Consider the following 13,460-nt stretch of genomic DNA (forward strand, 5'->3'; position numbering starts at 1 on the left):
GCAATCAGTCCACGTGGTAGTTCGGCGCTTCCTTCGTGATCTGCACGTCGTGCACGTGCGACTCGCGCATGCCCGCCGCGGTGATCTGGACGAATTCGGCCTTGTCGTGCAGCTCGTCGATCGTCTTGCAGCCGCAGTAGCCCATGCTCGCGCGCACGCCGCCGACCAGCTGGAACAGGATCGCGTTGACCGAGCCCTTGTACGCGACACGGCCTTCGATGCCTTCCGGCACGAGCTTGTCGATGTTCGCCGAGTTGTCCTGGAAGTAGCGGTCTGCCGCACCGTCCTTCATCGCACCGACCGAACCCATGCCGCGATACGACTTGTACTGGCGCCCCTGGTACAGGAACACGTCGCCCGGCGCCTCTTCGGTGCCCGCGAACATGCTGCCCATCATCACCGCGTTCGCGCCGGCCGCGAGGGCCTTCGACACGTCGCCCGAGAAGCGCACGCCGCCGTCGGCGATGCACGGCACGCCCGTGCCCTTCAGCGCTTCCGCGACGTTCGCGATCGCGCTGATCTGCGGCACGCCGACACCGGCGACGATCCGCGTCGTGCAGATCGAGCCCGGGCCGATACCGACCTTGACCGCATCCGCGCCGTATTCGACGAGCGCCTTCGCGGCGGCGGCCGTCGCGATGTTGCCGCCGATCACTTCGACGTGCGGGAAGTTCTGCTTGACCCAGCGAACGCGCTCGAGCACGCCCTTGCTGTGGCCGTGCGCGGTATCGACGACGATCACGTCGACGCCGGCCTGCACCAGCAGCTCGACACGCTCTTCGTTGTCGGGACCGACGCCGACCGCCGCGCCTGCGCGCAGCTTGCCGTGTTCGTCCTTGCACGCGTCCGGGTGCTCGGTCTGCTTCGTGATGTCCTTGACGGTCATCAGGCCGCGCAGTTCGAACGCGTCGTTGACGACCAGCACGCGCTCGAGGCGGTGGCTGTGCATCAGCGCCTTCGCTTCGGCGAGCGGCGTGCCTTCCTTGACCGTGACGAGGCGCTCGCGCGGCGTCATGATCGACTTGACCGGCTCGTCGAGGCGGGTTTCGAAACGCAGGTCGCGGTTCGTGACGATGCCGACGAGCTGCGGGCCTTCGACGACTGGGAAGCCGGAGATGCCATGCTGGCGCGACAGCGCGATCACGTCGCGCACCTTCATTTGCGGCGGCACCGTGATCGGATCGCGGACGACGCCCGATTCGAAACGCTTGACCTTCGCGACCTCGCGGGCCTGTTCGGCCGGCGTGAGGTTCTTGTGGACGATACCGACGCCACCTTGCTGGGCCATCGCGATCGCAAGGCGACCTTCGGTGACCGTGTCCATCGCGGCGGACACGAGCGGCATGTTCAGGGAGATGTTGCGGGTCAGCTTGGTCTTGAGGCTGGTGTCGCGCGGGAGAACGTCGGAGAAGGCGGGAACGAGGAGCACATCATCGAAAGTGAGTGCTTTTTGGATCAGACGCATGGCAAATCCTATGGGCGCAAAAGCGAATTATACGCGAAGCGCTGCGAATTTTCACAACACGAACAACGGCTTAGCCGGTTTCGGCCGTTCGGGGGCCGAATCGTTCGGATCGCCGTTCGGTTCGTTTTCGATCGCCTTTCGTTTCACCGCCGCATCGAGCCATTCGCGCAGCCGGCCGCGAAACGGCCTATCCGCCTGTTGCGGACGGGCCACGCGGCGGCGGCGACGATGAAGCCCGGCCCGGCAATGGGCCGAACGGGCCCACCGTCCCGCCTCATAGCAGCCCGGCCGCGCGGACGATCATCACCACGCCGCCGCCGACCACGACGCAGCCGACGATCCGCGCAACCCGCCCGCCGGCCGGCACCAGGCGCTCGGCGGCGATCGCAACCGTCACGACCGCCATCACGCGCAGATCCATCATGCCGATGGCCAGCGCGACCGCCATCAGGTTGCCGCAGCAGGCCCCGCATCGCGTGGCGGCGCTCACCCCGTGCCGCCATGCCGCACCGGCCTCCGCGTGCGGCGGATGCACGCCGGTCGCCGCGTGCCGGCAGCACGTCAGCCGGCGCGCCTTCCATCCGGAGAATTGCAGGACGCCTGCGACCAATACGACCGCGCCGGCCACGAACGGCATGGCGCGAGCGAGCGCCGGCAGCCTTGCAGCGGCACTCGTCAGCGCCGCGCCGGCCGGAAACACGAGCGCGCCGACTGCCATCCACACGGCGAAATACCCGGCGCCCACCACGGCGACGAGCCAGGTCGAACGCGCCGCCGCCAGCGGCCCGGCGCCCTGCCGGTATCGCCACAGCACCGGCGCGAGCACGGGCAGCATCATCGTCGCCGTCATCGCGCCCCACATGCCGGCGAACGCCTCGAACGTGCGGCCGGCGCCCCATCCGCACGGCCGCTGCCATGCCGCCGGCGTCATCCAGCCGCCGGACATTGGTGCGCCGCCTATCGCGGCCATCGACGCGTGCTGCATCACGGTCGCAACAACGGCAACGGCGAACACGGCCGCGAGCGCCACCGCGAAGGCCCGCGGATCGGGGCCCGCGACGCCTGCGGCAGGCCGAGTCATCGCCCGCCTCCGCCCGTCGCCGGCGCGCTCAGCCGCGTGCGTACTCGTCATGACGGCGCCACCACGGGCCGGTCTCGTTGCGCCCGTGCGGCGCGCGATCGAGCCACTGGTACATCCCCCACAGCCCGTCGAGGCCGCGCGCATAGGTCGAATACGTGTGATAAACCGCACCGTCCTCGCGCACGAACGCGCTCATCCCCGGCCGGTCGAGCGAATACGTGAGCGCGTCGGTACCGCAGGTCGCCGCGAATGCCACGACGGGTGCCGGCGGCGGATCCATGTCCATCGCGTGGCCGGCCCGCGCGTAGTTGTACTCGACGTCGCCCGCGCGCTGCTGCGTTTCGGTAAACGACACGTTGAAGTCGAAGTTGAAATCGCCGCCGACCGACGACGCCCACGGGAAGTGCCACCCCATCCGCTGGCGGTACGCGAGCAGCTTCGCGAGCGGCGCGCGCGACACGGCGGCGAGCGTCACGTCGTGGTTCGCCAGGTGCACGGCGAAGCCGTCGAAACCGTCGGCGACCGACGAACACGACGGGCAGCCGGCCTGGTAGTCGGGGCCGAACATGAAGTGATAGACGAGCAGTTGCGAACGGCCGCGAAACAGGTCGTCGAGCGTTGCCCGCCCGTCTTCGGTGTCGAACCGGTAGGTCTTGTCGACGCGCACCCAGGGCAGTGCCTGGCGCCGCCGCGCGAGTTCGTCGCTTTGCCGCGTCAGCGCCTTTTCCGCGTCGAGCAGCGCGCGGCGTTCGGCCAGCCATTCGTCGCGGGTTCCGGTGAGATGAGTCGTCATGGCGGGTTCCTCCTTCCGATGGGTATCCGGGCACGGCGTCCGGTGCCGTGTGCGTGGTGCTAGATTAGGGGCGGGCATCGGACCGGAGGGAGTGACAAGTGTGTCGGGATTCGGATGGATTCGCTGATCACCGCGGCCGCGCGCGCGCTCGCGGCCGGTGACGCGCTCGGCGCGCTGAACCGCGTCGCGCTGCGCGACGATGCGCCGGCGCTCGCGCTGCGCGGGATCGCGATGGCGCAGCTCGGCGATTTCGAACGGGCTCGCGCACTCGTGCGCGGCGCCGCGCGTGCGTTCGGCGCCAGGGAGGCCGTGGCGCGTGCGCGCTGCGTCGTCGCGGAAGCGGAGATCGCGCTCGCGTCGCGCGACCTGCGCTGGCCGACGCGCGCGCTCGATGCCGCATGCGCGACGCTCGACGCGCACGGCGACCGCGCGAACGCCGCGCATGCGCACTATCTCGGCGTGCGCCGGCTGCTGCTGATCGGCCAGCTCGACGATGCCGAGCGGATGCTCGCGAATCTCGATCCCGCGCCGCTGCCGGCTGCATCGCGCGCCGCCCATGAGCTGATCGCGGCCGGCATTGCGATGCGCCGCATCCGCACGCACGCAGCCCGCGCAGCGCTTGCCCGTGCGCGCGCAGCCGCCCGCGACGCGGGCATCGCCGCGCTGACGGCCGAGGTCGAGGCCGCGGCACGCGTGCTCGACGCCCCAGCCGCGCGCCTCATCGCGCGCGGTACATCGCGGCTCGTGCAACTCGACGAAGTCGAAACACTGTTCGCGTCGAACGCGCTCGTCGTCGATGCGTGCCGCCACACGGTGCGCGACGCGCGCACGACCGTGTCGCTTGCGCGGCGGCCCGTGCTGTTCGTGCTTGCCCGCGCGCTCGGCGAGGCCTGGCCGGCCGACGTGTCGCGCAACGCGCTCGTCGCCGTCGCATTCCGCGCGAAACACGCTGACGAATCGCATCGCGCACGCCTGCGTGTCGAGATCGGCCGGCTGCGCGCGGTGCTGCGGCCGCTCGCGAACGTCGTCGCCACGCCGCGCGGCTTCGCGCTCGAACCGCTCGGCATACGCGAGACCGTCGTGCTGGCGCGCCCGGTCGACGATCGCCACGCGGCCGTGCTCGCGCTCCTCGCCGATGGCGAAGCGTGGTCGAGCTCCGCGCTGTCGCTGGCCCTCGGCGCGAGCCAGCGCACCGTGCAGCGCGCGCTCGACGCACTCTCTGAAGCGAACAAGGTCCAGGCGCTCGGCCGTGGCCGTGCGCGCCGCTGGATGACGCCGCCATTGCCCGGTTTCGCGACGACCTTGTTACTCCCTGCCCCGCTGCCGGCCGATTAGGATGACCGCATCGAACGACGAGGTAACGAACATGAAACGCTCCCGAGCAGACATCCTTCGCGAATACGGCCCGTTTCCGGGCGTCGACGGCGTACACGGCGTCACGTACGACGGGCAGTACGTGTGGTACGCGTCCGGCGACAAGCTGAATGCGCTCGACCCGGAACGCGGCACGACCGTCCGCTCGCTCGACGTTGCCGCGCATGCGGGCACGGCGTTCGACGGCCGCCACCTGTACCAGATCGTCGAAGATCGCATCGAGAAGATCGATCCCGAATCGGGCCGCGTGCTCGCGACGATCCCCGCTCCCGGCAAAGGCGGCGATTCCGGGCTGGCCTGGGCCGAAGGCGCGCTGTGGGTCGGCCAGTACCGCGAACGCAAGATTCATCAGGTGGACCCGCAAACGGGCGCCGTGCTGCGCACGATCGAATCGAACCGCTTCGTCACCGGCGTGACGTGGGTCGACGGCGAGCTGTGGCACGGCACCTGGGAAGCCGACCAGGCCGACCTGCGGCACATCGATCCGCGCACCGGCCAGGTGCTCGAGCAGATCGACATGCCGGCCGGCGTCGGCGTATCGGGGCTCGAATCCGACGGCCACGAGCGCTTCTACTGCGGCGGCGGCAACAGCGGCACGTTGCGCGCCGTACGTCGGCCCGCGCGAGCCGGGGCGTCGGGCCACAACGCGGGCGCACCGCCCGATTCGGCTGACGAATGATCCGCAGCCTGCCGTGATCGCTCCCGGGCGCAGCACGCGTGCGCGCCGCCCGGTGCCGAGTGCAGGAATGAACAAGACGACGTGGCAGCCGCGTCGCTACGATGCGCGCTCGTCAGTCATGTGTTCGGAGCGGTCGATGCGACGCGGTGTGGTCTATGGTGTCCTGGCAGGTGCCCTGTGGGGCATGGTGTTTCTCGTTCCTCGGCTGCTGACCGACTTCTCGCCGCTGCTGCTGAGCGCCGGCCGCTACGCGATGTACGGCCTCGTGTCGCTGGCGGCCGCCCTGCCGGCGGCCCGCTCGCTGCTCGCGCGGCTGACCCGCGAGGATCTCGTCGCGCTGGTCAGGCTCGCCGTCGTCGGCAACGTCGCGTACTACATGCTGCTGTCCGGCGCCGTGCATCTGATCGGCATCGCGCCCAGTTCGCTGATCGTCGGCGTGCTGCCCGTCACGGTCACGCTCGCGGGCCTCGGCGACCACGGCGCCGTGCCGCTGCGGCGGCTCGCGGCCCCACTCGCGCTGGTGATCGCGGGCATCGTCTGCATCAACGTCGACCTGTTCACCTCCGAGGCCGCGCATGCGACGACCCTCGGCCAGAAGCTCGCGGGCATGACCTGCGCGGCCGGCGCGCTCGCGAGCTGGACCTGGTATGCGGTCGCGAACGCACGCTATCTGCAGCGCCATCATCATTTCGGCGGCAACGAGTGGTCGGTGCTGTGGGGTGTCGTGACGGGCCTGATCGGCGGGCTCGTCTGGATCGCGATCCTCGCGCTGCCGGCCGGCACCGTGCAGGCAGCCGTCCCGGCGTCGCGCTGGCAGCTGTTCTGGCTGCTGAACCTCGTGCTCGCGATCGGCGCATCGTGGCTCGGCAACGGGCTGTGGAATGCCGCGTCGAAGCGGCTGCCGCTCACGCTGTCGGGCCAGCTGATCGTGTTCGAAACCGTGTTCGCGATGCTTTACGCGTTCGTCTACGACCAGCGGATGCCGCATGCACTCGAGATCGCCGCGCTGGTGCTGCTGCTCACGGGCGTCTACGGATCGGTGCGGCAGCACGGCGACACGCCCGCCGGCGGCGATACGTCGGAAAGCGCGCCGGCAAACGCAAACGCCGCGGCCCACTGAGCGCCACGGCGTTTGATCAGACGAATCGGGACGAAAGGCGTGGAACGGCCGGCGTCAGCGCGAATCCTTGTGCATCCACTTGCGGCCCTCGATGGAGCCGGCGCGGCGCGACTTGTCGACGCGGCGCTGGCGCGCGAGCTTCGGATCGACGATCAACGGGCGGTAGATCTCGACGCGGTCGTGGTCGGCAAGCGGTGCGTCGAGCGGCGCAAGCTTGCCGTACACGCCCGTCTTCGCGTTCGCGAGATCGATTTCCGGGTGCAGCGCGAGCACGCCGCTCGCATCGATCGCCGAACGAACGGTCGCCCCTTCGGGCAGCGACAGCGGAATCAGCGTCTGGCGATCCGGCAGCGCGTAGCAGACTTCGATCGACAGCATCGCGTCACCCCTTCCCGTAGCGCTGGTCGGCGCGCTTCACGAACGAATCGACGAACGTGTTCGCGATATGGCTGAACACGGGCCCGATGATCTTCTCGAGCAGGATGCTCGAGAACTCGTAGTGCAGCGCGAATTCGATCTTGCAGGCATCGGCACGCAGTGCCGTGAAGCGCCACGCGCCCGTGAACTTCTTGAACGGGCCGTCCGTGAACTCCATGTCGATCCGCGTCGGGCGCTGCTGCGTGTTGCGCGTCGCGAAATGCTGCTTGATGCCCTTGAAGTTGATGTCGATGCGCGCTTCCATCCCGCTCTCGTCCTGACGGCGAATCTCGACACCGCCGCACCAGGGCAGGAAATTGGGGTAGTCGGCCACGTCGGTGACGAGGTCGAACATCTGTTCCGCCGAGTGACGGATCAATACGGTTTTCTGGACATCTGCCATAAATCGCGCGGCATCGCTCAAGGTGAGAACGCAAGCCGGGCGATTCCCGCCCCGCTTTGCTAAAATCGTGATTTTAAACGAGTTGGCCCGATCCTTTCATGAGCATCATCGACAACAGGAAAGCGCACTTCGATTACCACATCGAGGAACGCTACGAGGCGGGGCTCGTGCTCGAGGGCTGGGAAGTCAAGGCGCTGCGCGCCGGGCGCGGCCAGATCCGGGAAGGTTACGTCGTGATCAAGCACGCCGAGATCTTCCTGATCGGTACCCATATCAGCCCGCTGCCCGAGGCTTCGACCCACATCACGCCCGACCCGGTTCGCACGCGCAAGCTGCTGCTGCACCGCGAGGAAATCAAGAAACTGATCGGCAAGGTCGAGCAGCGCGGCTACACGCTCGTGCCGCTGAACTTCCACTACAAGGGCGGTCGCGTGAAGTGCGACATCGCGCTCGCGAAGGGCAAGAAGCTGCACGACAAGCGCGAAACCGAGAAGAAGCGCGACTGGGAACGCGAAAAGGCCCGCATCATGCGCGCCGGCACCTGACCTGCGCGACAACACGCATCACACACGACACGGCCCGCTCGAAGCGGGCCGTGTTGCTTTGGTATCAGTGAATCGGGCGCGGCTACACGGGCGACACTCGGCACGCCACGCCGCCGGTTTCGGCTGTACAAAGGCACCGACGACGGCACCGCATGGGCATCATCCGCCTCCGGCTGCGCGACGATTCGCCGCACGTCGATCACACGCGGCGGCCACCGGCGCCCCGCGCCAATCCGGACTCAGGCCTTCCCGCCCGACGCGCCCCCCGCGCTCTTGACGATCGTCAGCGCCGACGAGATCGCCGAGCCGAGATCCGACAGGTTCGATGGCACGATCAGCGTGTTGCCCTGCTTCGCGAGATTCGAGAATGCGCTGACATACTGCTCGGCCACCTTCAGGTTCACCGCGTCCATCCCGCCCTGCGATTGCATCGCGTTCGCGATCTTCTGGATCGCCTGCGCGTTCGCCTCGGCCACCGCCAGAATCGCGGCGGCCTCGCCCTGCGCCTGGTTGATCGCGGCCTGCCGCTCGCCTTCGGATTTCTGGATCGCCGCTTCGCGCGCGCCCGACGCGAGGTTGATCTGCTCCTGCTTGCGGCCTTCGGATGCGGCGATCAGCGCACGCTTTTCACGCTCCGCGGTGATCTGCGCCTGCATCGCGTGCAGGATTTCCTTCGGCGGCGTCAAATCCTTGATCTCGTAGCGCAGGACCTTCACCCCCCAGTTCGCCGCGGCCTGATCGAGCGCCGACACGATGTTGTGGTTGATGAAGTCGCGCTCCTCGAACGTCTTGTCGAGTTCGAGCTTGCCGACCACCGAGCGCAACGTCGTTTGCGCGAGCTGCGTGATCGCGAGCACGAAGTTGCTCGACCCGTACGACGCCTTCATCGGATCGGTCACCTGGAAGTACAGCACGCCGTCGACCTGCAGCTGCGTGTTGTCGCGCGTGATACAGACTTGGCTCGGCACGTCGAGCGGGATTTCCTTCAGCACGTGCCGGTATGCGATGCGATCGACGAACGGCAGCACGATATTCAGGCCGGGCGACAGCGTCGCGTGATAGCGCCCGAAGCGTTCGAGCACCCACGCATGCTGCTGCGGCACGATCTTCACCGTCTTCGACACGATCACGATCGCGATGACGAGCAGGACAACCCAGATGATCAGCGAATCCATGAAATATTCCCTCCTTGTTGTATCGGCGGACGATCAGCCCGCGGGTTTCGCCACGACCACGAGACAATTGCCGCGCACGGCACTCACCTGGTACACGTGCGCGTCGTCGCGCTCGCCGTTCTCGAGCTCGACGTCCCAGTCGGCGCCGCGATACTGCACGCGCGCGCGGCCGTCACGCCACGCGTCGACCGTGACGGTCGCGCCGATATCGAGATTGACGTCGGGATTCGTCGACGTGTCGCGCTTCTGCTTGCGGCCGAGCCCCGAACGCCGCAACACGACCATCGCGACGATCGCGACCACGGCCGCCGCACCGAACTGCACGTGCGGCGCGAAACCGGCCAGCTGCAGCAGCCCGCCCGCGAGAAAACCGAGCGCGATCATCAGCAGGTAGAACGTACCTGTCAGCAACTCGGCCACGACCAGCACGCCCACCGCGACCCACCAGAACAGATGCCCCGACATCATTGTGGTCTCCAGAAAAACATCTCCCGCGCTTACTTGCGTGGCATGGAACCAGAATACGCGCTGAAGCGCTGTTCCGGATCGATTTGTTCGTGACTCCCGGGCGGGCGTTCGGCAGGCCTGGGGCAGCCCGCTTCGTACCGACAAACAAAAACACCCCGGTATCTACCGGGGTGTTTATAGCATGAACCTTGCAATTTGCCTTCAGTGAAGGAGCAGCAGCGCCGCTCCTTCGTCGATGGCACGTTACCGACCGTTACTTCCGGTTGGCGAGCGCCTGCCACGTATCGATGATCGTGTCGGGGTTCAGCGAGATCGACACGATGCCTTCGTCCGTCAGCCATTGCGCGAAGTCCGGGTGATCGGACGGGCCCTGGCCGCAGATGCCGACGTACTTGCCCATCTTGCGGCAGGTATCGATCGCGCGCTTCAGCAGGAACTTGACGGCCGGGTCGCGTTCGTCGAAGTCGACAGCCAGCAGTTCCATGCCCGAGTCGCGGTCGAGGCCGAGCGTGAGCTGCGTGAGGTCGTTCGAGCCGATCGAGAAGCCGTCGAAGAACTGCAGGAAGTCTTCGGCGAGGATCGCGTTGGTCGGGACTTCGCACATCATCACGAGGCGCAGGCCGTTTTCGCCGCGCTTCAGGCCGAACTTCTCGAGCAGGCCGACGACGCGCTCCGCCTGCTTCACGGTACGCACGAACGGCACCATGATCTCGACGTTGGTCAGGCCCATCTCGTCGCGCACGCGCTTCAGTGCACGGCACTCCATCTCGAACGCCTGCGCGAAGTCTTCAGCGATGTAACGCGACGCGCCGCGGAAGCCCAGCATCGGGTTTTCCTCGTCCGGCTCGTAACGCGAACCGCCGATCAGCTTCTTGTACTCGTTCGACTTGAAGTCGGACAGACGCACGATCACGGGCTTCGGATAGAACGCCGCCGCGATCGTCGCGACACCTTCCGTCAGCTTGTCGACGTAGAACTGACGCGGCGATGCGTGACCGCGCGCGACGCTCTCGACGGCCTTCTTCAGGTCCTGGTCGATGTTCGGGTACTCGAGGATCGCCTTCGGGTGAACGCCGATGTTGTTGTTGATGATGAACTCGAGACGCGCGAGACCCACGCCGCCGTTCGGCAGCTGCGAGAAGTCGAACGCGAGCTGCGGGTTGCCGACGTTCATCATGATCTTGACCGGGATTTCCGGCAGTTCGCCGCGCTGCACTTCCGTGACTTCCGTCTCGAGCAGGCCGTCGTAGATCTTGCCTTCGTCGCCTTCTGCGCACGACACGGTGACGAGCGCGCCGTCCTTCAGGATGTCGGTCGCGTCGCCGCAGCCGACGACTGCCGGCACGCCGAGTTCACGCGCGATGATCGCCGCGTGGCAGGTCCGGCCGCCACGGTTCGTGACGATCGCGGCTGCACGCTTCATCACCGGCTCCCAGTTCGGGTCAGTCATGTCGGCCACCAGCACGTCGCCCGGCTGCACGCGTTCCATTTCCGACGGATCCTGGATCACGCGCACGGGGCCCGCACCGATCTTCTGGCCGATCGCACGGCCCGTCGCCAGCACCTGCGACTGGCCCTTCAGCTTGAAGCGCTGCTCGGCCTTGCCGGTCGCCTGGCTCTTCACGGTTTCCGGACGTGCCTGCAGGATGAAAATCTTGCCGTCGCGGCCGTCCTTGCCCCACTCGATGTCCATCGGACGCTGGTAGTGCTTCTCGATGATGACCGCGTACTTCGCCAGCTCGATCACGTCTTCGTCGGTGATCGAGTAGCGGTTGCGCTGCTCGTGCGGCACGTCGACCGTCTTCACGCGACCCGGCTCGCCCGGCTGCGTGAATTCCATCTTGATCAGCTTCGAGCCGATCGAGCGGCGGATGATCGGGTACTTGTCCTGTGCAAGTGTCGTCTTGAACACATAGAACTCGTCCGGGTTCACCGCGCCCTGCACGACGGTTTCGCCCAGGCCGTAGCTCGACGTGATGAACACGGCGTCCTTGAAGCCCGATTCGGTGTCGATCGTGAACATCACGCCGGCCGCGCCGACGTCCGAGCGGACCATGCGCTGCACGCCGGCCGACAGGGCGACTTCCGCGTGCGTGAAGCCCTTGTGCACGCGGTACGAGATCGCGCGGTCGTTGTACAGCGACGCGAACACGTGCTTCATGCGGTCGAGCACGTCGTCGATGCCGACGACGTTCAGGTACGACTCCTGCTGGCCGGCGAACGATGCGTCGGGCAGGTCTTCCGCGGTCGCGGACGAACGCACGGCGAACGACAGCTCGCCCGGCGAGCTGTTCTTCAGGGTTTCGAACTGCTCACGGATTTCCTGCTCGAGACGTGCCTGCATCGGCGCATCGACGATCCACTTGCGGATTTCGGCACCGGCTTCGGCGAGCGCCTTCACGTCGTCGATGTCGAGCGACTCGAGACGCTTGGCGATGCGGTCGGTAAGGTCGTTGTGCTTGAGGAAATCGCGGAACGCGAGCGCGGTCGTGGCGAAACCGGTGGGTACGCGAACGCCTGCTTCGGAAAGCTGGCTGATCATTTCGCCCAGCGACGCATTCTTGCCGCCGACGATCTCCACATCGGTCATCCGCAACTGCTCGAACGGAATTACATACGCCTGGTCCTTTGCGACGTTTGCTGCGTTAGTCATACAAGCCCCTAAGTGTGAAAAAAATGCTCGATTGCGCAAGTGGGCTTGGACGCGGGCGCTTGCAAAAAGGCGCGGCGCGTCTTGCGCAACCTGTTGGAGAAACAATCGCAGCGGCGGATGATCTTCCGACCCGATTTGCAAAAATCCCGGCAGAAGAGCGATATTTTCAGACAAATCGCCAAACTTGCCGGGAATTTTGGAATCGAGCGGCGAAGCCTGGGGCGCCGTTCGCGCCCTGCCCCCGCAATTGCTTATCCAACAGGTTGCCGCTATTCTACCGTGCCGGCTGCCGGATGTGGCGCGACCTTGTCACTGCGTCTGGAGGCGAACCTCCAGCCGCCCGCGCAACCGCCCTTCACGTTCGACGCCCAGATTCATGCTGCCTACCGTATTCATCGTCTCCGACGGCACCGGGATCACTGCCGAAACCTTCGCGCATTCGATCCTCTCCCAGTTCGACCAGAAATTCCGTCTCGTGCGCGTGCCGTTCGTCGATTCGCTCGACAAGGCCTATGCGACCGTCGAGAAGATCAACGAGGCCGCCGTGCACGACGGCCGCCGCGCGATCGTGTTCACGACGCTCGTCGACAGCGAGTCGAACGACATCGTCAAGCGCTCGAACGCACTCGTGCTCGACATGTTCCAGCGCTTCGTCGAACCGCTCGAGCAGGAACTGGAGCTCAAGTCGAGCCACGCGATGGGCCGCGGCCACCAGAACGCGGACACCGAGGAATACAAGACCCGGATCGAGGCGATCAACTTCTCGCTCGCGCACGACGACGGCCAGTCGAACCGCAACCTGTCGGAAGCCGACGTGATCCTCGTCGGCGTGTCGCGCAGCGGCAAGACGCCGACGAGCCTGTATCTCGCGATGCAGTACGGCGTGAAGGCGGCCAACTATCCGCTGATTCCCGAAGATTTCGAGCGCGGCAAGCTGCCGTCGGCGCTCGCCGCGTACAGCGAGAAGCTGTTCGGGCTGTCGATCGACCCGCAGCGCCTGTCCGAGATCCGCAACGAGCGCCGGCCGGGCAGCAAATACGCGGCGCCCGAGAACTGCCGCTACGAGATCAACGAAGCCGAAGCGATGATGCGCCGCGAGGGGATCAAGTGGCTGTCGTCGACGCACAAGTCGATCGAGGAAATCGCGACGACGATCCTGCAGGAAATCCGTCTCGACCGGCAGTCGTACTAAGCCGGAGCGCTGGCGGCCGCCTGGTCGCCACTGGAAACGAAAAGGCCGCGTCGAACGCGGCCTTTTTCATGGTGCGGAGCGAGCACGCGTGCGGC

The 13,460-nt window shown here is 66.7% G+C and carries 13 protein-coding genes; 5 read left to right on the top strand and 8 right to left on the bottom strand.

What is annotated here, in order from left to right; genetic code table 11:
• Positions 1–4: 4 nt before the first annotated feature.
• From guaB to LGM56_RS23505, 3 genes are all read right to left on the bottom strand, one after another.
• Complete coding sequence (gene guaB / locus LGM56_RS23495) at positions 5–1,465, bottom strand: IMP dehydrogenase (protein ID WP_011352433.1); 1,461 nt, start codon at positions 1,463–1,465, stop codon at positions 5–7.
• 274 nt (positions 1,466–1,739) lie between these two features.
• Positions 1,740–2,546: a DUF2182 domain-containing protein gene (locus LGM56_RS23500; protein ID WP_226206897.1), complete on the bottom strand. Its 807-nt coding sequence runs from the start codon at positions 2,544–2,546 to the stop codon at positions 1,740–1,742.
• Between the two features lie 28 nt (positions 2,547–2,574).
• Positions 2,575–3,339, bottom strand: coding sequence for a DUF899 domain-containing protein (locus tag LGM56_RS23505; protein ID WP_226206898.1), 765 nt, complete (start codon positions 3,337–3,339; stop codon positions 2,575–2,577).
• A 114-nt stretch (positions 3,340–3,453) separates the two neighbouring features.
• Between LGM56_RS23505 and LGM56_RS23510 the strand changes: the two genes are divergently transcribed.
• From LGM56_RS23510 to LGM56_RS23520, 3 genes are all read left to right on the top strand, one after another.
• Positions 3,454–4,674 (top strand): helix-turn-helix domain-containing protein, encoded by a 1,221-nt coding sequence (locus LGM56_RS23510; protein WP_226206899.1) that lies wholly within the window; start codon positions 3,454–3,456, stop codon positions 4,672–4,674.
• 31 nt (positions 4,675–4,705) lie between these two features.
• On the top strand, positions 4,706–5,392 hold the full coding sequence (locus tag LGM56_RS23515; RefSeq protein WP_226206900.1) for a DUF5074 domain-containing protein: 687 nt from the start codon (positions 4,706–4,708) through the stop codon (positions 5,390–5,392).
• 136 nt (positions 5,393–5,528) lie between these two features.
• Positions 5,529–6,512: a DMT family transporter gene (locus tag LGM56_RS23520; RefSeq protein WP_226207059.1), complete on the top strand. Its 984-nt coding sequence runs from the start codon at positions 5,529–5,531 to the stop codon at positions 6,510–6,512.
• Between the two features lie 54 nt (positions 6,513–6,566).
• On the opposite strand, the gene LGM56_RS23525 is transcribed toward LGM56_RS23520, so the two are convergent.
• Together LGM56_RS23525 and LGM56_RS23530 are read right to left on the bottom strand one after the other, a co-directional pair.
• Entirely contained in the window at positions 6,567–6,890 is a 324-nt protein-coding gene (locus tag LGM56_RS23525) for an RnfH family protein (protein WP_226206901.1), read from the bottom strand.
• A gap of 4 nt (positions 6,891–6,894) precedes the next feature.
• Complete coding sequence (locus LGM56_RS23530; RefSeq protein ID WP_043190873.1) at positions 6,895–7,332, bottom strand: type II toxin-antitoxin system RatA family toxin; 438 nt, start codon at positions 7,330–7,332, stop codon at positions 6,895–6,897.
• A 98-nt stretch (positions 7,333–7,430) separates the two neighbouring features.
• Between LGM56_RS23530 and smpB the strand changes: the two genes are divergently transcribed.
• Positions 7,431–7,877 carry an SsrA-binding protein SmpB gene (gene smpB, locus LGM56_RS23535; RefSeq protein WP_039342760.1) on the top strand — a complete coding sequence of 149 codons (447 nt, stop codon included), beginning with the start codon at positions 7,431–7,433 and terminating at the stop codon, positions 7,875–7,877.
• A gap of 239 nt (positions 7,878–8,116) precedes the next feature.
• Here smpB and LGM56_RS23540 read toward each other — a convergent pair whose 3' ends face one another.
• The 3 genes from LGM56_RS23540 to ppsA form a co-directional block, all read right to left on the bottom strand.
• Entirely contained in the window at positions 8,117–9,052 is a 936-nt protein-coding gene (locus tag LGM56_RS23540; protein WP_089495094.1) for an SPFH domain-containing protein, read from the bottom strand.
• Positions 9,053–9,085: 33 nt separating this feature from the next.
• Positions 9,086–9,520: an NfeD family protein gene (locus LGM56_RS23545; RefSeq protein WP_046545972.1), complete on the bottom strand. Its 435-nt coding sequence runs from the start codon at positions 9,518–9,520 to the stop codon at positions 9,086–9,088.
• 253 nt (positions 9,521–9,773) lie between these two features.
• Positions 9,774–12,173 carry a phosphoenolpyruvate synthase gene (gene ppsA / locus LGM56_RS23550; protein ID WP_089495095.1) on the bottom strand — a complete coding sequence of 800 codons (2,400 nt, stop codon included), beginning with the start codon at positions 12,171–12,173 and terminating at the stop codon, positions 9,774–9,776.
• A gap of 376 nt (positions 12,174–12,549) precedes the next feature.
• On the opposite strand from ppsA, the gene LGM56_RS23555 reads away from it, so the two are divergent.
• Entirely contained in the window at positions 12,550–13,365 is an 816-nt protein-coding gene (locus LGM56_RS23555) for a pyruvate, water dikinase regulatory protein (protein WP_011352445.1), read from the top strand.
• Positions 13,366–13,460 lie beyond the last annotated feature (95 nt).

The organism is Burkholderia sp. AU38729 (assembly GCF_020419725.1).
Classification (GTDB): Bacteria; Pseudomonadota; Gammaproteobacteria; order Burkholderiales; family Burkholderiaceae; genus Burkholderia.